General features: G+C 65.0%; 17 protein-coding genes. 10 read left to right on the top strand and 7 right to left on the bottom strand.

What is annotated here, in order from left to right; translation table 11 throughout:
• Positions 1-181 precede the first annotated feature (181 nt).
• From IC50_RS03305 to IC50_RS03315, 3 genes are all read right to left on the bottom strand, one after another.
• Positions 182-1,306: a DUF2336 domain-containing protein gene (locus IC50_RS03305; RefSeq protein ID WP_035700428.1), complete on the bottom strand. Its 1,125-nt coding sequence runs from the start codon at positions 1,304-1,306 to the stop codon at positions 182-184.
• A gap of 246 nt (positions 1,307-1,552) precedes the next feature.
• Positions 1,553-5,206 (bottom strand): AsmA family protein, encoded by a 3,654-nt coding sequence (locus IC50_RS03310; RefSeq protein WP_035700387.1) that lies wholly within the window; start codon positions 5,204-5,206, stop codon positions 1,553-1,555.
• Positions 5,207-5,337: 131 nt separating this feature from the next.
• Complete coding sequence (locus tag IC50_RS03315; RefSeq protein ID WP_035700389.1) at positions 5,338-6,570, bottom strand: cytochrome P450; 1,233 nt, start codon at positions 6,568-6,570, stop codon at positions 5,338-5,340.
• Positions 6,571-6,699: 129 nt separating this feature from the next.
• Here IC50_RS03315 and IC50_RS03320 point away from each other — a divergent pair, with 129 nt between their 5' ends.
• The 4 genes from IC50_RS03320 (at position 6,700) to IC50_RS03335 (ending at position 11,025) form a co-directional block, all read left to right on the top strand.
• A complete protein-coding gene (locus IC50_RS03320) occupies positions 6,700-7,311 on the top strand; it encodes a TetR/AcrR family transcriptional regulator (protein WP_035700392.1) in 612 nt (203 codons plus the stop codon).
• A gap of 270 nt (positions 7,312-7,581) precedes the next feature.
• Positions 7,582-7,986, top strand: a complete 405-nt coding sequence (locus IC50_RS03325) for a hypothetical protein (protein ID WP_035700394.1) — start codon at positions 7,582-7,584, stop codon at positions 7,984-7,986.
• A gap of 160 nt (positions 7,987-8,146) precedes the next feature.
• Complete coding sequence (locus tag IC50_RS03330; RefSeq protein WP_035700396.1) at positions 8,147-9,811, top strand: peptidoglycan-binding protein; 1,665 nt, start codon at positions 8,147-8,149, stop codon at positions 9,809-9,811.
• Between the two features lie 296 nt (positions 9,812-10,107).
• Entirely contained in the window at positions 10,108-11,025 is a 918-nt protein-coding gene (locus IC50_RS03335) for a catalase (RefSeq protein WP_035700430.1), read from the top strand.
• Positions 11,026-11,034: 9 nt separating this feature from the next.
• Here IC50_RS03335 and IC50_RS03340 read toward each other — a convergent pair whose 3' ends face one another.
• Together IC50_RS03340 and IC50_RS42890 are read right to left on the bottom strand one after the other, a co-directional pair.
• The gene (locus tag IC50_RS03340; protein WP_035700398.1) at positions 11,035-11,967 is read right to left on the bottom strand and encodes a helix-turn-helix domain-containing protein; all 933 of its coding nucleotides are present in this window, start codon (positions 11,965-11,967) and stop codon (positions 11,035-11,037) included.
• A gap of 518 nt (positions 11,968-12,485) precedes the next feature.
• Entirely contained in the window at positions 12,486-12,812 is a 327-nt protein-coding gene (locus IC50_RS42890; protein WP_063826442.1) for a hypothetical protein, read from the bottom strand.
• 364 nt (positions 12,813-13,176) lie between these two features.
• On the opposite strand from IC50_RS42890, the gene IC50_RS03350 reads away from it, so the two are divergent.
• From IC50_RS03350 to IC50_RS03360, 3 genes are all read left to right on the top strand, one after another.
• Positions 13,177-13,443, top strand: coding sequence for a hypothetical protein (locus IC50_RS03350; protein ID WP_035700401.1), 267 nt, complete (start codon positions 13,177-13,179; stop codon positions 13,441-13,443).
• Positions 13,436-13,732: a hypothetical protein gene (locus IC50_RS03355; RefSeq protein ID WP_035700403.1), complete on the top strand. Its 297-nt coding sequence runs from the start codon at positions 13,436-13,438 to the stop codon at positions 13,730-13,732. Before IC50_RS03350 ends, IC50_RS03355 begins: the two co-directional genes overlap by 8 nt.
• Before the next feature lie 122 nt (positions 13,733-13,854).
• Complete coding sequence (locus tag IC50_RS03360; protein ID WP_035700406.1) at positions 13,855-14,133, top strand: DUF1488 domain-containing protein; 279 nt, start codon at positions 13,855-13,857, stop codon at positions 14,131-14,133.
• An 88-nt stretch (positions 14,134-14,221) separates the two neighbouring features.
• Here the strand turns inward: IC50_RS03360 and rpsU are convergent, their stop codons facing one another.
• Positions 14,222-14,497 (bottom strand): 30S ribosomal protein S21, encoded by a 276-nt coding sequence (rpsU, locus tag IC50_RS03365; protein WP_025038058.1) that lies wholly within the window; start codon positions 14,495-14,497, stop codon positions 14,222-14,224.
• A 451-nt stretch (positions 14,498-14,948) separates the two neighbouring features.
• Here rpsU and IC50_RS03370 point away from each other — a divergent pair, with 451 nt between their 5' ends.
• The 3 genes from IC50_RS03370 to IC50_RS03375 all read left to right on the top strand — a co-directional run bounded on the left by IC50_RS03370 (position 14,949) and on the right by IC50_RS03375 (position 15,770).
• On the top strand, positions 14,949-15,158 hold the full coding sequence (locus IC50_RS03370; protein WP_035700435.1) for a cold-shock protein: 210 nt from the start codon (positions 14,949-14,951) through the stop codon (positions 15,156-15,158).
• Positions 15,159-15,254: 96 nt separating this feature from the next.
• On the top strand, positions 15,255-15,497 hold the full coding sequence (locus IC50_RS38755; RefSeq protein WP_081492334.1) for a transcriptional regulator: 243 nt from the start codon (positions 15,255-15,257) through the stop codon (positions 15,495-15,497).
• Positions 15,498-15,548: 51 nt separating this feature from the next.
• The gene (locus tag IC50_RS03375) at positions 15,549-15,770 is read left to right on the top strand and encodes a hypothetical protein (protein WP_035700409.1); all 222 of its coding nucleotides are present in this window, start codon (positions 15,549-15,551) and stop codon (positions 15,768-15,770) included.
• 38 nt (positions 15,771-15,808) lie between these two features.
• On the opposite strand, the gene IC50_RS03380 is transcribed toward IC50_RS03375, so the two are convergent.
• Positions 15,809-16,045 carry a DUF6894 family protein gene (locus IC50_RS03380; protein WP_035700410.1) on the bottom strand — a complete coding sequence of 79 codons (237 nt, stop codon included), beginning with the start codon at positions 16,043-16,045 and terminating at the stop codon, positions 15,809-15,811.
• Between the last annotated feature and the right edge of the window lie 691 nt (positions 16,046-16,736).

Here is a 16,736-nt window from a genome sequence, read left to right on the forward strand (position 1 = left end):
AGATCGTTGGCGGCTTCCAGAACGAGCCAGGCGGCGTCCACCGACACCTTGTCCGGCGCTCCGCCGCCGAGATCGGCGCCGACGGCGTTGCTGAGGTTCTTCTTGCGAACGGCGGTGCCGAATTGAGGCAACATTGCAAATACTCCCCTTCGGATTCCGGGATGATGCTCAGTGCACCCGACTAGTGGACCTGGAGCTCGGGCTGACGGCCCGTAACAGTCTCGGCACCCGCGCTATTCTTGCGCGACTGGTAGAACTTCAAGATGCTGCGCGAGGTCTCGATCTTGAGCCGGCCGTACTCGCGCTCGTTGTCCTGGAGCTCGCGCGCCGTGATCAGATGATCCTTGGCACCGAGGAACAGGAGCGACATCGTCGTGTCCCAGGAGAAGTCGAGCGCCTTGCACAGGACCAGGATCATCTCGCGGTTGCGGTCCATCAGCGCGCGCTCGATCACGTCGACGGGCAGTGACGAGAGCAGCGACAGGCCGATCTGCACCTCGTCGAAGCGGTGCTGGCGCGCATAGTTCGAGATCGAATCCTGATTGAGGTTGCCCTGCCGGTACTGCGTCGTCACCACGCGCTTGGCGACGAAATAGCTGCGCGAGGACGGGCCGAACTTGGACTGGAGATCGCCGGTGACGTCGGTCACCGAGCTCTGGATCTGCGCCATCATCTCGGGCCTCTCGGTCTCGAGGCGGCGGCGCACGTCTTCCGACGCCTTCGAGATCAGCTGCTGGAAGATGTGGCGCGGCACGTCCTTGCGCAGGCCGAGCTGTTCGGCGAGAATCGAATCGCCCTCGGCGCGGCGGACCATGTGCAACAGGCCAGATCCGGAGAAGCGCGCGCCCTCGTTCTTCGCAACCGACGTCACGACCTCCTGGTTGCCGCGCTTGACCAGCACGTCGGTTACGGCTTCGCCGATCGACTTGCGCTGCGCGATCGCGAGCAGATGCGACTGGCTCTTGGTCAGGGCACTCTCGACCAGCATCTTCTCGTCGAGACGACTGGAGTCGCGCAGCACGGGACCAGCGACCTCGATCTCGTCGTCGAGCGCGAGCTTCTCGATGACGTTGAGCGGCGCGTGATCGCATGCCGACATGACTTCAGAGAGTTGCGCCCGCGCGGCGACCTCGATCTCCTCGGCGAGCCGGCCGATGACCTCGCCGAACGTGGAGATCTCGTCGTCGCTGTAGCGGCCGGTGATCAGAATATCGGTCGCGTGCCACAACGCCTTTGCCCGGCTTTCGTCGGTGCCGCGCGCGATCGCGTCGTCCAGATCCTGTAGAAGCGATTTCGCCCCGTTCATCTCGATCACCCCAGTTCTTGGTAGCCCTTTGGCAAGCCGCTCTTGGCGCGACGCCGAATTCCTCTGGGAACCGACGTTAGAGATGAAACGCGAGAATTCAGTAAAATGGGCAAATCAGTTTTGCCGAGCAGAATTCATTCAAATGCGAGAGAATGCGTTAACGGGCGGGCAATGGAGACGGTGCTCCCCTTTCGCGAGCGGGAGAGGCAAGTCGGCCGGCGGCCCAATTCGCGCAAACCGATCTGCTCACGGATTCTGCGGCGTCAGCACCAGCGGCGGCGTTGGCCTGGGCTTGGCGGGCGCAGGGCCCGGGGCCGGCTTCACCTCGATCGGCGGCGGCAACGGCGCGGCCTGCTGGCTTGCGAGCGGCGGGCTCGTGAGTGGAGGCCTTGTGAGTGAAGGGCTTGGCGCGGCGGGAGCGGCCTGCGGGGCCCTCGGCGTCGGCGCGGCCTTTGACTTCTGCGGCGCGCGGCGCGGATCGCGGCCGGGCAGCGGCACATCCAGCATCGGCGGCTCCGGATCGGGCGAGACCAGGCTCGGCAGCGCAGCGGTGGCAGGCGGCGGCTCGCCGCGTTCGATGGCATCGAGCCGACGCGTCTCGCGATCGATGGTGCGTACCGCGAGCCATGACGACAGCGGCGTGAGGTCGATGGTGCGGCTCAGCTTGTCGGGAGGCCCTGCCGCGAACAGCTGGATCTCCGGGGGCGCACCCGAGAGTCCGGTCATGATCGGCGTCAGGCTGACGCGGATGTCGGCCTGGTCGGCGGGAATGTCGTAGCCGCCGGAGACGATGGCACGGGCGTTCTTGGCCTCGAGCGGCGTCGCGCCGACCCGCAGCCGCCCGTCGCGGATCGTGAACGGGATCTGCGCCGAGGCGACCGTGATGGGACCGGCCGACAGCGCGGGCTCGACGAGCTGCCGCAAGCGATTGTCGTCACTGACCTGGCCGCTGTCGCTGGCGCGGATGGCGATCTCGAACGCGCGGGGATTGAGGCCGCCGATTTCCGCGGAGTCGAGCGTCACCGTGCCGTTGCCGGCGAGCGCGCCGGTCAAGGCGGCGATGCTGCGGCCCTGGCTGGTCAGCGCCATCTGCACAGAGGCGCGCCCCTTGGACAGCGCAAGGTCGCGATAGCGCAGCGCCGCCGCATCGACATTGCTGAGCTCGATGCGCGCGTTCAGCGCAAGGCCATTCGCGCCATTGCGCGCGTCAAGGCTCGCGGACATCTCGCCGCCGCCAATGCGGCCCTTGAGCGCATCGAGCGCGAGCGACTGCCCGTCGTTCCGGATCGTGCCGCCGAAGGGGCGCAGCTCGATGCCGCCCGGCAACGTTCCGCGCAGAGCCTGGAAGGCGATGCGGCCGTGCCAGCCGCTGACGAGCCCCGGACTGAACGGCTCGCCAGACTCATGTCCGGCCGCGCCGATCGCGATTGCGAGCGCCGGCGCGAGGTCGAGCGTATCGAGGCCCACCTCGCCGTCGACGTTCTTCTCCTGATCGAGCGTCACCGAAAGATGCCCGCGCAAATGCGAGCCCGCTGCATTGCCGTCGAGATCGTCGAACGTCAGGCGATTGCCCGACAGCGTGAGGCGGGAGGACAGGCTGACATTCTGCGCCGATTTGTCGGCCGGACCGGTCCCGAACAGCGGCGCCAGATTGACGTTGCGCACGCGCAGGTTCACGCTCGCCTTGGGTTCGGAGGATTTGGGCTCCGACAGTTCGAAGCTGCCTTGCGCGTCCGCATCCAGCCCGCCGCCGGTGAGCTTTGCGTTCAGTTGCGCTGGACGGCGCCAGGCGCCGCTCAAGCGGCCTTCGAATTGCGCGGCGCCCTCGCCTGCGGCCACCATGCGATCGAGCCCGAGCAGGGCCAGCAGCGCGCCGGCGTGCGGCGTCGACACTTTCGAATCGAGCGTGAAGTCGCTGTTGCGCAACTTTTCAATATCGATGCCGCCAATGGCAGCGGTCGGCGTCTGCGCAGCCAGCGTCGCCGTCGCCTTGAGCTGGGGCGCGTCGAGATCGAGCACGACGCGGGCATTGCTGCGATCGGCATGCTCGGTGTTCTTGTCGAGGCTGAGATCGAGCTTGAGACGGGTCGCGCCTGGCAATGACGGGAGGGCATCGAGGCGGGCGCGCACCGCGGGCGCAAGCGGTTCGATCAGCGCGGTGAGCTCACCCAGCGAATTGGCGGTGGACTTCAGCGCGAGCTTGCCCGTGGCCTTCGTGCGGTCGAAGCTGCCGCTCGCCTCCGTGGTCACGCCGCTGGCCTGGCCGAACCGCAATTGCTCCAGCGACAGCGATGCGGGGCTGTAAGCGAGCTTGGCGGCGAACGGCCGCAGCTCCTGGCCGGCGGAGATGGCGCGGCCGATGGCGAGCGAGAGTCTTGCCTCCTCCGGCCACTCGCCCTGCGGTCCCGCGAGCGCGCGGACAAAACTCGCGGCGGCATCGAGGTCGAGCCGGTCGGCCTTGAGCTCCGCGTCGATCCGCGAGCCCTTGCTCGCGCCGGTCTGAACGAAGGCGATGCGGCCCTCCACCTCGCCGCCGTCGATGTCGGCCTTCAGCCTGTCGATGGCGAGGTGATTGGCGGCGATGGTCACGTCACCGGCGAGGCGCAGCGGCCGCGTGCTGCGCCGGTTGACCTCGGTGCGGCCCTGAAGCCAGGCCACCAGCGTGTCCGGATCGGACGATTCGATGCGCAGACGGCCGCTGAAGCTGTCCGCGCCGGGGGTCGCGCCGTTGAGCGAAAGCTGCGTCGTGCCGGGCGCGCGCAATTCGAGCCGCTGGAAGGTCCACGACCTGCCGTCGGTCTGAAGTTCGGCCGCGATGTTCTGAAGCGGACGACCGCCGAGCATGATCTGGTCGGCGTTGAATTCGATCTGCGCCGGGATTGGCGTCTGCGGGATCGCCGCCAACCCTGCGCGCAGCGCCGGCATGACGCGCGGCGGATCGGCATCGTCCTTGGCCGTCAGCTTGTCGGCATCGACCTGCCGCGCCGACAGCACGGTGCGCAGCAGCGGCGAGGCGCCGAACCTGAGATCACCGACGCCGCCGAGCTTCAGCGCGGCGTCCTCCGTGCCGAAGCTCGCGTCGATCTGTTCGAACTTGGCGCCGGCCGGATCCGCCTTGAGCCTGGTCGCGAGCTTCCAGGGCGTCGGCCCCGCCTCGCCCGCCTTCCTGGTCGCGGGCACCGCGAGCGTCAGCGCGCCGTCGAATTTCGGCTGGCGGTTGTCGAAGGCGAGCACGCCTTCGAGATCGGCGAGGATGGCGCGCTCGCCGGGATCGATGTTGAGGTGGAGACGGGTCGCGCTGCCGTCGGCACTCGGGCCGGAGGAGACGCGGAACGGGTAGCGCACTCCGCTAGCGGTGAAACTGCCGTCGCCCCGCACCGAGCCCGCGAGCGAGCGCACGTCGCCGGAAAAGGCGATGTCGTTCAGCTCCAGTGTCGAGCGGCTGGCGGCATCGTGCAGGGCGATGCGGCCGGTGAGGTTCAGGCGTTCGATGGCGAGGGACGCCAGATTGAAACTGCCGCTCGCGGTGGACGGCAAATCGACGCGCCCGCGCGCATCGAGGCCGAGATCGACCGCCATGCCGCCCACCGAAAGCTCGGTGGCGCGCCATTCGCCGCGCATCAGGGAACTCAGGCTGAACTCGACGTCGAGCTTGTCGGCGCGCAGCCGGCCGAGATCGTTGTTGCCGCCGAAGGTGACCGCGCGCAGCCGCAGCGTCGGCGCCGGCAGCAACCGCGCGTCGAGCTCACCCGCCACCCGTACCGGCACGCCGATGATCTTGCCAGCCTCCGCCTCGAACTGGGGCCTGAACTGGTTCCAGTCGATGTAGTAAGGCCCGATCAGCGCGGCCAGCAGCGCAATGATAAAGGCAATCGCCAATCCGAGCAGCGTCGTCTGCACCGGTCTCCCCTCGGCCAAACCGACCCGGGCCGAACCTGAGGGCCTCAGGCGCGCCGGAACAGCCCCTTATATAGAGGGAAGTGTGGCGAAGTCACAGCGACTGTTCCGCACGGAGGTTAACGCCGGCCGGCTCACCAGCTCGCCGGCAGCCGCTTCAGGCCGCGCAGCACGAAGGTCGGCCGCCATTCCGGGTTCTCGACGTCGTCGATGCGCAGATCAGGCAGCCGCCGCAGCAGCGTGGCGGTGGCGATCTCGGCCTCGATGCGCGCCAATTGGGCGCCCAGGCAGAAATGGATGCCGCCGCCGAACGACAGCGGCTTCACGTTCTGGCGGGTGACGTCCAGCCGGTCGGGCCGATCAGGATAGACCGCGGGATCGCGGTTGGCCGAGCCGAGCAGGCACAGCACGGTCTCGCCCTTGGGAATCGTCACGCCGCCGAGATCGTCGATGTCCTCCAGCGTGACGCGCCCGGTCATCTGCACCGAGGAATCGTAGCGCAGGAATTCCTCGATCGCGCCCTCCATCAGCTCCGGCCGGGCCTTGAGGAGCGCCAGCTGGTCCGGATTGCGGTGGAGCGCGAGCAGGCCGTTGCCGATCAGGTTGACGGTGGTCTCATGGCCCGCGCCGAACAACAGGATGATGTTGGCGGTCAGCTCCTCGTTGGTGAGCTTGTTGCCGTCCTCCTCGGCCTGCACCAGCTGGGTGATGAGGTCCTCCCCGGGATTGCGGCGGCGCAGCTCGAACAGCTGCTGGAAATACATCTGCGCCATCAGGTTGCCGGCGTTGCCCTGTTTGATCTCCTCCGCAGACAAGGGCACGGGATCGAGCAGCCGCCCGCCGTCGCGCGAGCTCTTGTAGAAGACCTCGCGGTGCTCCTCGGGGATGCCGAGCATGTCGCAGATGATGGTGACGGGCAGACGGAAGGCGAAATCCTCGATCAGGTCCATGTGGCCGCGATCAATCACGGCGTCGATGGCCTGGTCGACGATCTCCTGGATCCGCGGCCGCATGTCCTCGACCCGGCGGGCGGTGAAGGCCTTCACCACGAGGCCGCGCAGGCGGGTATGGTCCGGAGGATCGGCTTGCAGCATCCAGTAGCTCATGCTGCGAAACACCGGCTCGTTCATGATTTCGGGACCATAGCGGCGCGTGGTGCGCTCGACGAAATCCTTGCCGAAGCGCTTGTCGCGCAGCACGAGACTCACCTCGGCGTGGCGGCTTGTGACGAACTGGCCGAACGGCGTCACATGGATCGTATCGAGGGTGCGCAGCCGCTCGTAGTGCGGATAGGGATCGCGGATGAAGTCCGGCGACAGCGGGTTGAACAGCGGATCACCGCCGGCGCCTTGCACGTGCTCGTTCATGGTGACCTCAGATCGGTTGCCGCACGACACGAATACGCAAGGCTGCCCCGTCGCCTGGCGTAACCATCCCCGAATTTTCAAACTCGATACATTGTTGTATCGAGTTGCAGTTTGCCCTAACCTGTGCCGATGTCAAGGGTGAGAACGAGACCGACCAGGGACGACACGCGCGACAGGCTGTTCGAGGCGGCCGCCCGCGTGTTCGAACAGGACGGCATCGGCGGCGCCAGCATCGAGGCGATCGCGGCGGCGGCGGGCTTCACCCGCGGGGCGTTCTATTCGAACTTTGGGAGCAAGGACGAATTGATCGTCGCCATGCTCGAGGACCATGTCGAGCAGTCGATCCGGCGCAACATGGACATCCTCGCGCAGCACGACAATCTCGACGATTTCATCGCGGCGCTGAAGGCGATGGACCGAAGCCGGCAGGATCCGCTCGGCCGCTCGCCCCTCCTCCACATGGAGATGATCCTGTTCGTCGCGCGCGCCGAGAAGCGCCGCCCGGAGCTCGCCAAGCGCCTGCGTGCGCGACGCAAGCTGGTTGCCGACATCGTCGAGGCGACATTGAAGAGCAACGGGCGCAACGACAATCTGAACCCGCCCTGGATGGCCTCCGTCGTGCTCGCGCTGGAAGACGGCTTTCGCCTGCACCGGCTGATCGACCCGGAGACGACGCCGGCCGACAGTTTTCTGCGCGCGATCACGGATCTCAGGCGAAGGACGGGACTGGCCTCGGACTAGCGGCTGCGCATGCGTTAAGTTGCCGCACTCAGGGAACGCGCAGCGCAACTATCAACAAGCGGCCGCGCAAGAGCGAGGCTTGCGGATCTCTTCAACCGTTGCGATCCGTCCTGCGCCGGTCGCCACCAGGAGACGCGAGCCTCGAGATGAACGCGCGTTTATCTTCATGACTCTTTGTCTCTCCTGATTGTCTCTCCTGAATGGCGCTTGCAACTTTTGCCCGTCATTGATGTTGGCCCGGCATCGCAACACCAACGAGGAGGAAAGCACATGAAGACCGCGCTAGTTCTGGCAACCGTCGGCACACTCGGCTTGAGCGCCGTAGCGGCACCAACGCCCGCGGAAGCCCGCTGGCGTGGCGGCTTCGGCCCAGCGCTGGCAGGCGGATTGATCGCAGGCGCCGTGTTCGGCGGCCTGGCCTCTTCCGCTTACGCGTACGGCCCGGGTTACGGCTACTACGGATACCCTCGCTATTACGGCGGCTACGCGCCGGCGTATTACGGCGGGTACGGATATCCCTGGGGCGGCTACACCACGACCTACTACAGCACTGGTTACGCCCCAGCCTACTACGGCTACGCCTATCGCCGAATCGTGCGTCCGGCCTACGCCTATTACGGCGCACCATTCCCGCGGCGGAACTTCCATCACCATCGTTGGCACCACCACTGGTGACGTGAATCGCCAAGTCAGGCCCAGCACGGAACGCTGAGCCCTCAAGAAATGATGATCAGGCCGATGCCATCCGGCGTCGACCAGAGACAACGCGCGCTGACGCCTCACGACGGAACCGCGCAATTGCAGCAAAGCAGAAGGAAATGAAGGAGAGTTTCAGATGAACGCGAGGAAGAACAAGTTTTTGCTGACCACGGCAATCCTGCTCGCAGGCGTCAGCCTGGCGTCGGCACAAGGCATGCGCGAAGGCGCCGGAGGCGGAACTGGCGGGAGCGGCATGAGCGCCGGAGGCGGAGCCGGCGGAGGTGCTGCGGAACACGGACGATCCGATGGCGCGATGTCACACGGTGCAGGTGCGGCATCGCACAGCGAAGGGATGACGCAGGGCCGCGCGGGCGGCCGGGCCGAGGGCTCGTCTGCGGCGCAGGACAGCAGCCGAACCACGGACAAGGGCGACAAGCAAACCATCGGTCAGGGCCGCGACCGCGGCGACGCGCGTCAGTCAGAATCTGAACACAACAAGCAAGGCAAGACGGTGGGTCAGAGCCGTGGCGATCGGGACACGGCACGTCAGTCCAAATCCGACTCCAAGTCCGAGAGTGACAAGAACGGACAGAAGAGCCAGACCGTCGGACAGAGCCGCAGCGACCACGACCGGACGCATCAGTCGCAGGGCGCCGAGCGGAACAGGAGCACGACCACGGGTGCCAACACCAATGACAATGCTCGCGATAAGAATACCCAGGGCAAGAATGCGCAGGGTCAAAACACGACGACGACGGGCGCAAACACAAAGAGCGATACCCGGAGCAAGACCGCAGAGGATCCAAGCAAGAAGACCACCGGCGCAAGCACCGGCAGCAACGCCCAGGGTCAGAATGCGCAGGGCGCGACGACCGGCGCCGATGCGCAAGGACAGACCAACGCCCAGACCCGGGGCGCGGCCACCCAGAGCATGTCCGGCCGCGTGCAGGTGAATGCGCAGCAGCAGACGCAGTTGCAACAGTCGGTGCTGAACTCACGCAATGTAGACCGCGTGCGGGTCAACACCAATTCCATCAACTTCCGGATCGATGCCGGCGTGGTCGTGCCGCGGAACATCTCCGTGATCTCGGTTGCGGATTATCCGGCGCTGATCGACGTCTATCCTGGTTACCGCGACGATAGCTTCTTCGTCGTCGATGACGAAATCGTCGTCACCGACCGCAGCCGCAGGATCGTCGACGTCATTCCCGCCGGGCCGCGGACGCACTATGCCCGGAGGGGCGGCTCGAGCACTGCTGGCGGCAGCGTTGCGGCGCTGGATCTCAGCCCCGACGAGATCCGCACCGTTCAGCACGTCCTGATCGAACGCGGCATGCTGTCCGGCGAAGCCGACGGCATCCTCGGGCCGGATACGCGCAGGGCATTGATGACCTTCCAGAGGCAGGAGGGCTTCCAGGCCACCGGTTCGATCGATACCCGCACGGTCGCGGCGCTTGGCGTGTCGAACAAGATCAGTGCCACGCAGGGCCAGTCGACGACCGTCGGCCAGGGCCAGAGCAACCAGTCGGCGCCGCAGAACACGACCGGACAAAGTGCTGGTCAGAGCAACGCGCCGGCGCAACAGAACGAGACCACCGGCAAGGCTCCGCAGAACCCGCCGGCGACTTCGGGCCAAGCCAGCACGCAGCCGCCTGTGGGGCAAACCACCGGCCAGGCTCCGGCCCAGGGCAGCACTCCGTCCACTGGTCAGCCCAGCACTGGTCAGGACACGCAGGCTGGGCAGCCGAACCAGAACAGTTCCCCGCCGCCTTCGACGTCGAATCAGCCAGCCCGGAAGTAAGATTGCTGGCAAACGCTTCAGAGCTCCGCCTTCCGGCGGGGCTCCTTTGCTGCCCATTGGAGGCGATGGAGGGCAGTGGCGGGATCCGCTCGGCCGCTCGCCCCTTCTGCGCGCGATCACTGATCTCAGGCGCGGACCGGACTGGCATCGGACGTCTTCAGCAAGCGGCGCGACCCGAGCAAAGCGAGTCGCGGGATTTGTCGCAGGATCGGACAAGGCATGTCCGCTTTGGGAAAGACGTTTCGATCCGCCCTGCGCCACAAACAAGCCCATCGTTCGAATCCAAAGGTTTCGTTCTGCCAGAGTTCCCGAGCGGCGCAGCCACGCCGATGTCCGTCGTCGACGCCTTGAGGGCGGTTGCCGGTCTTCCGCCGCGGGCGCGCGCGAGCTTTTGCCGGGGCCGGTGCGTTCGCGGTACCTATGCCCCCTCGGATCAGGCCAAGGAGATCACCAGGTCTCGCAGCTTCACCATGCCCTCCCGGGTGCTGGCGCGTTTCTCGGCGGACGTCGTCTCCCCGAGCTCGGTCGATACCGACGGTCGCTCGCTGCGCGGCTTCAGCTTCCGGCTCGGCAGCGGCAATCAGCGCTCCGAGATTTTCACGCAGAGCGCCCCGGTTCATTTCGCCAGAACGCTCGACCAGATGCTGGCCTTCCTGCAAGCGCGCATGCCGGGAACTGACGGCAAGCCGGACACGGCCCAGGTCGAGGCATTCTCCGCCGCCAATCCCGAGACGCTGCGCCAGGCAAGCTACCTTGCCGCGAATCCGCCGCCGGCAAGCCTTGCCTGCACGACCTATTGGGGCGTGCACGCCTTTCCCGCAACGAACGCTGGAGGTGAGACACGGTTCATCAAGTTCAAGATCGCGCCGGTCGGCGACGAACGCAGGCCGGCCGAGGACGCGACCAGGTCCACCGGCTTGTTGCGCGATCTCGAATCCCGGATCGCGGCACGCGATGTCAGGTTCAGCGTGATGGCGCTGCTGGATCGTCCCGGCGACCCCGTCATGGACGTGACCATCCGTTGGCCCGATGAGGATGGGCGCGAAGCGGTACGGCTCGGAACGATCGTGATAACGGGCACTGAATCGAACGAGGCGTGCGACGCGTCCATGTTCAATCCAGGCAATCTTGCCGAAGGCATCGGCCATCCGCCGGACGAGATGTTTGCGGCGCGGCGCGCAGCCTACGCCGTCTCTCAAACAGGCCGCCGCTGAACGGAAGGGTCACGCTTCGCTTTCCGGCTCGCCCTGCGCCTCACGGCGCCACACGCCCGGGCTGATGCCGACCACCGAGGAGAACACCCGGGTGAAGTGGCTTTGATTGGCGAACCCGGCCGATATAGCGATCTCCGCCAGCGACAGGTCGCGCACGGTCATCAATTGCTTGGCCGTGTCCACGCGCTGGCGCAGCAGCCATTGGTGCGGCGGCAGGCCGGTGGAGAGGCGGAATGCGCGCGAAAAATGGCTGACCGAGAGATCGAACTCGGCTGCGATCTTCTCCAGTGAAAGCTTGCCGCGGAGATCGGACTCCAGCCTTTCGCAAGCCCGCTTCACCTGCCATGGGGCAAGGCCGCCGCGCGCCGGCTCGGCGGCGCGCCGCACCCCGCCGTAGGTCGTCGCAACATGTGCGGTGAGCGCGAGCATCATGTGGTCGATGAAGAGCTGGTTGGCCTCTTCAGGCTGCCGCAACGCCGCCAGGAACGACGCGCCGAGATGGCGGATCGTGATGTCGTCATGGCCGACGCCGGGCTCATAGGCGAGTTCGCCGATCCGTGGCGCGCCGCTTTGCCTCGCCATGTCGTCCAATGCCGAACGGGGCAGATGGAAGAACAGGGAATGAAAGGGCTTGTCGATCACGTAGCGCGGATCGCGCTTCAGATCGTACAGATAGGTGGCGCCGGCGCGGATATCGCTCTTGATCACGCATCGGCCGCGCTCCCAGCACTCGCAATCAGAGAAATCGCGGAATTTGAGGCTGACGAGATAGGCGTCCTCCGATGGCATCGACTCGGAAAGCCGCGGCAAGGGATGGTCATCCCGGGTTTCGATGACCGCGAGCGCGGCGCTGCGCAGCGAACGCGTGACCAGCGTTGGCGGCGCATCCTTCAAATGCAAGAACCGTTCGAGCTTCTGCGCGAAGGCGTCCGCCTGTGCCATGGGAGTGCATCTCGTATGTAAGGAGACCGGGGAGCAGAGGCGCCACCGCCAGATCACGTCCAATTATCCGACATCCGCAAGCGACGGTCCAGACTTGCGCGTTGGAACGCCGGCCGTGTGACGCCCCGCCGCATCTATTGTCGCAAGACGTTTTCACAAGAGATTTCAACGGATCTTGATGTCTCTCGCGCGATCTCCGTTCAATGCCTCGACAACTCGTCGCCCGCCCATCGTGCATTTGTGAAAACGCGGGTGCGCTTGAAGCATTCGCCTGCACCGGCTGATCGATCCGGAGATGACGCCGGCGCGATCAAGGATTTGCGGGGCCGCGTGCCGCAAATGCCACAAGCACTCGTGAAGTTGGCACATCCACAGCGCTTGGGCTGACACTGAACAGCAATCTTAGGCTTACGATCAGCGATGGCATGCTGACGCTGCACGGCCGGCCCGCGACAAACTCACCAGCTATGCCGGCAAGGGAGTCCTCTCAAGTACAGCTGGTGAGCTGCAGCTCCTCGCTACTTCTTCTTTGCGGGTCCGAAGTCCGGCTGCCAGGCAGCTTCCTTGCGGGACGGGGCCGCGGCAATCACCTTGGCCTTGTCCTTCTTCGGCTTCTTGGCTTCGCGGTTGCCGCGTTGCTGGCCCTTTGCCATGTCGCTCTCCTTTGCTGGCTTGAGTTCGTCGAATTCATTCGGCTGCAGGACCCGGCCGCGCGGGGTGCAGACCCTGACGTCCATGTAGCCCTCGCGCAGCAGTCTTTCCGCAAGGCCTAGCGCGACCGTCGCAGTCCCGCGCCCGAGATTGGAGCTGCCGTATTCGTTGGTCCCGCTGACCAGATACGGCACGCGTGTTGTCCTAGCCACTGAGGACCGCGGGTCCGCACACGAGAAGAAGAAACAGCGGAACGATCACCGGCGGCACGATCGATTCCGAAATGCGATCACCCGACATCGAACGCTCCAGCGCAGCCTTCGGCGGGAGCACACGTGCCCACAGTCACCGGTCGAAGCCGTCGAGACGCACGGTGATGGCAGCGAGCCTACGCCCGCGCCGAACCAATAGCGAGCGTTAAGTGCCTCTTGTCGTCGCACCGCGACGTGACCGTTTGCCCGTACGGACACGATAGTGCTGGCTATTGCCGTGCCAAAGGCGCATGCTCGCAGCAGCCGGCACCGGTTGGGGCTTCACTTGCGAAAGGCAGGCGTACGCATGACCATCCGCTCGCGGCGAGAGACCGTCACCTTCAGGCATCCGTTCCACATCCGCGGCATCGAGCGCATCTTGCCGGCCGACGCCTATGAGGTCGTCACCGACGAGGAGACGATCGAAGGCCTGACCTTCGCCGCCTATCGTCGGGTCGCCACGATGATCACCGTGCCCGCCGAAGGTGCGGGCGGCGCCATGGAGGTACTGTCGATCGGCTCCGTCGATCTTGCGAATGCTCAAGCTGCAGACGCGAGCATCGCCAATGACTGACCAGCCGGTCGATCTCGACAAGCGCCGTGGCATGGCCGCGCAAAAGGCCACCGACCTGCGCCGCGCGCTGGCGGAGGTCGAGGCCCATGTCAGAGAGCTGCGCGAGCGCGAGGCCGACCTCGAACACCGCATGATGACGGTTCCCGCTGCGTCCTGGCAGGAAGCCGCTGTGAAGGCGCGCCATCTGCTCAACCTCTATGCTGCGGGCCTGCCGGCCGAGGACACGCGCCATCGCGCGCTCGTCTCGGCGCTGTTCGACGATTTCGCCCGGCTGTCCGGAGAGGGCTGAGCGAGGGCCACCTGCATGCTCGACGTGCATATTCGGCGGGAGCCGGGAAGCGGACGCGCGGTACCGGTCAATGATTGGAGGGCGCGAACTTGCAAGGAAGCCAACACGTAACGGAGTGAGCCATGACACTGACCAGCGGCCGCTTTATTGACCACGAATACGACCGGATGATCGTCCGGTTCTCGATGCATGACGGCGCCCGGGAGATCCCTTGCGCGATCTCCACCTCAGCGATGGATGATCTCGAGCACGGCGCACACGTCAAGCCCGAGCAGCGGGAAGCCCAATTCGCCCGTCTACGCGATCGCATCGAAGCATGCGCCGAGAGCAAATATCGCGCCACCGAGTTCGAAGGCACGCCGCCGGGCATCGTGCTTCGAGGCATCGATTTCAGGCCATAAGGAAGACAGCAGCCGGGACAGCCGGGCCCGGCTTTTCTGCGACCTCAGCGGCGGCGCGCCATCATGATGTCCGGAATCAAGATCGCTTCTACTCCGGCCTTGCTTTGATCTCCGGCAGGGGCGGCTTGCGCTCGAAGGGTTTCTTCTTCGGTGGCGCGGGCAGCAATCCCTCCCTGATCGCTTGCTTCCGGGCGAGCTTGCGGGCGCGGCGAATGGCCTCGGATTTCTCGCGGGTCTTTCTCTCGGACGGCTTTTCGTAGGAGCGGCGCTGCTTCATTTCCCGGAAGACGCCCTCGCGCTGCATCTTCTTCTTGAGAACGCGGAGTGCCTGCTCAACATTGTTGTCTCTGACGAGTACGTGCAATTGATCCTCCTGGCTCGGGCTGCGAATGCGAGATGTCCTGCAGGGCAGCCAATTGCGCAGGAGCCTTATTGCGATTGTCTTATTGCGATTGTTGAGGATAGCAGCGGCAACATTCGTCGCGGCTTCGGACGAGCCGATCTGCTCGTCACAGCGAGCAGCTTGGTGGCGTCGACGTGACCACTGTCGCGCAGCGCTGTCAATCGATAACGTCTCGCTTGCAGGTCGGCGGACGCACGCAAAGCGCCTCGATCGGGACAGAAGAACTGCTTCGCGGAAACAAACTGGCTTCGCTCCTTGCAAAACCGTGAAAATCATATACATTGAGCTCGTTCGATTAGCCGCTGTGCCTTGTTGAATGCGCCCGCGGGCTCCTTTTCCAATGACATCGACGAAGTTGAAGATAGCCGCGTGATTGTTGCGCGGGATGCGTTCGCGCGCTTTGGAGAAGAAAATGGTGACAGGTACGGTCAAGTGGTTCAATGGCCAGAAGGGCTTCGGTTTCATCCAGCCGAGCGACGGCGGCAACGATGTGTTCGTTCACATCAGCGCCGTTGAACGAGCTGGTCTTGCTGGTCTCGGAGAGGGCCAAAAGGTCAATTTCGAGATCAAGACCGACAAGATGCGAGGCAAAGTCAGCGCTGAGAACCTCTCGCTGGCTTGATATCGTGGCGCCGTTTCACGGATGTACTGAAACGGTCGCCCTGCCCGCTCAATCCTGGGATTGAGCGGGTTTGGCCGTTGCGGATCCGGGTGAACGATGAGCACCAAGAAGCCGGCAGAACCGTCACCCGAAAGCATTGCGCGTTCCGATCGCAAGCGCCTGGCCGCTGAAGAGGGAGCGCGGGCCTTGGCAGACGTCGAAAGGCAAGCCGTCGAGGTTCGCAAGAACATGGCGCGGCTCCGAGAAGTACGCGAGGCGAAGGAAGCAGCTGATGAAGCTCTTCGAACAACTTTGCCAGCGCCTGCGCTCAAGAAGCGTTCAAGAAAGCCGGCGCGATAGTCGCCTTCCACTGCGCCGGCGAAATTTGAAGAGCCGATCACATGCCGGAGAGTGCAGATCGTGCCTAGAATCAAGCCAGACCACGGAACCATCACCTTCTTTCTCGCGTCCGGCGCAAACCGGCAGATGTGCCGGCTTGCCACGACCTTCAACACGCAGAAGCAGGCCTTCAGCTATTTACAGAAGCATCGAACGGAGATCGAGCGTATGGCGCGGGCGCGCCTTGCTTCAGGGGAGCTCGAAGACGGGATCGTCGTGCTTTCGATGCTCTAGTCAGTGCGGACAGGTGAGCGAGAGCACCTTTGGCGGTCTCAATCGGCCCATCGAACTCTTTCGTCGACGAATGTCGCTCTCAAGACAGGGCCGCTCGCATCCCGAACATTGATGGCGACGCCATCGCTGCTCGCGAACGGTTCGAGCTGTTTGGCAATGTCGGCAAGTGACAGCGCCGCCTCGATCTCCGCGGCTCGCCGGCTGGCCAAGTCCAGACCTTCTTCGTCTACGACGAGCGCTTCACCATCCCAGATGTCAAAGTAGAATCGCGACACTAGGTCGTCTTCTCTGACGGGCTTCGTCGTTCAGCCTCCCTCGCCAGCCGCTCAGCCTTCAGTCGCTCCCGATTTGCGTGGAAAGCCTGTTCTGCTTTCTCGTAATCGGTCGCGGGCTTCGCCGCGGTCTGCCTGAAGAGGTTGTTCGCCTCCTTCGCTGCTTGCGATTGGGAATACCGTCTCATTGCTTGTCCTCCCTGTCTCCAGTGACCCGAAGTCCGCCGGTGCCGGCGGCTTCCTGGTGCTCGGCCTATTCGCGGATCGGCCTGCTGCGCTTGAACCGAGCAATTGCACCCGGTTGAACTCCTCGGGCCCGTCGAGCAGATCCCGCTTGCGGACTGCCCTATCCTCCACCGTCGTGGTCGCATCGCCCATGCGATCGATCGCATCGGCGGCCATCTTGCGGGCGCGCTGCTTCGGGCGATCCGGATCGGCGTGCGACGCAAGCCCAGTTCCATCAGGCGGCCTATTGCCTCGGACAGGCTGGGCTTATCGCTCCGACAAGCCAGCCATGACGTGATGGCCTTGAGCTGCGGTTGCGAAAGGTCGAAAGCCTGCCGCTCGGACGGTGGCGCTGCTTTCCGGTCTTTTCGTCAGGCCCATGCAGTTTGCAAACAGGACATGGCGCGGTAGCCCCTTCCGGCGAACGTCGAACACCAAACCGCCAGTCGCCGATGTGTTCCTACCGGCC

The organism is Bradyrhizobium genomosp. I (2014), assembly GCF_000261685.1.
Taxonomy (GTDB): Bacteria; Pseudomonadota; Alphaproteobacteria; order Rhizobiales; family Xanthobacteraceae; genus Bradyrhizobium.

Bases quoted from the DNA above. Each gene is read 5' to 3' on its own strand.
- IC50_RS03305 (WP_035700428.1), bottom strand. From the start codon at position 1,306: ATGAACGGGGCGAAATCGCTTCTACAGGATCTGGACGACGCGATCGCG.
- IC50_RS03315 (WP_035700389.1), bottom strand. From the start codon at position 6,570: ATGAACGAGCACGTGCAAGGCGCCGGCGGTGATCCGCTGTTCAACCCG.
- IC50_RS03320 (WP_035700392.1), top strand. From the start codon at position 6,700: ATGTCAAGGGTGAGAACGAGACCGACCAGGGACGACACGCGCGACAGG.
- IC50_RS03325 (WP_035700394.1), top strand. From the start codon at position 7,582: ATGAAGACCGCGCTAGTTCTGGCAACCGTCGGCACACTCGGCTTGAGC.
- IC50_RS03330 (WP_035700396.1), top strand. From the start codon at position 8,147: ATGAACGCGAGGAAGAACAAGTTTTTGCTGACCACGGCAATCCTGCTC.
- IC50_RS03340 (WP_035700398.1), bottom strand. From the start codon at position 11,967: ATGGCACAGGCGGACGCCTTCGCGCAGAAGCTCGAACGGTTCTTGCAT.
- IC50_RS03350 (WP_035700401.1), top strand. From the start codon at position 13,177: ATGACCATCCGCTCGCGGCGAGAGACCGTCACCTTCAGGCATCCGTTC.
- IC50_RS03355 (WP_035700403.1), top strand. From the start codon at position 13,436: ATGACTGACCAGCCGGTCGATCTCGACAAGCGCCGTGGCATGGCCGCG.
- IC50_RS03360 (WP_035700406.1), top strand. From the start codon at position 13,855: ATGACACTGACCAGCGGCCGCTTTATTGACCACGAATACGACCGGATG.
- IC50_RS03370 (WP_035700435.1), top strand. From the start codon at position 14,949: ATGGTGACAGGTACGGTCAAGTGGTTCAATGGCCAGAAGGGCTTCGGT.
- IC50_RS38755 (WP_081492334.1), top strand. From the start codon at position 15,255: ATGAGCACCAAGAAGCCGGCAGAACCGTCACCCGAAAGCATTGCGCGT.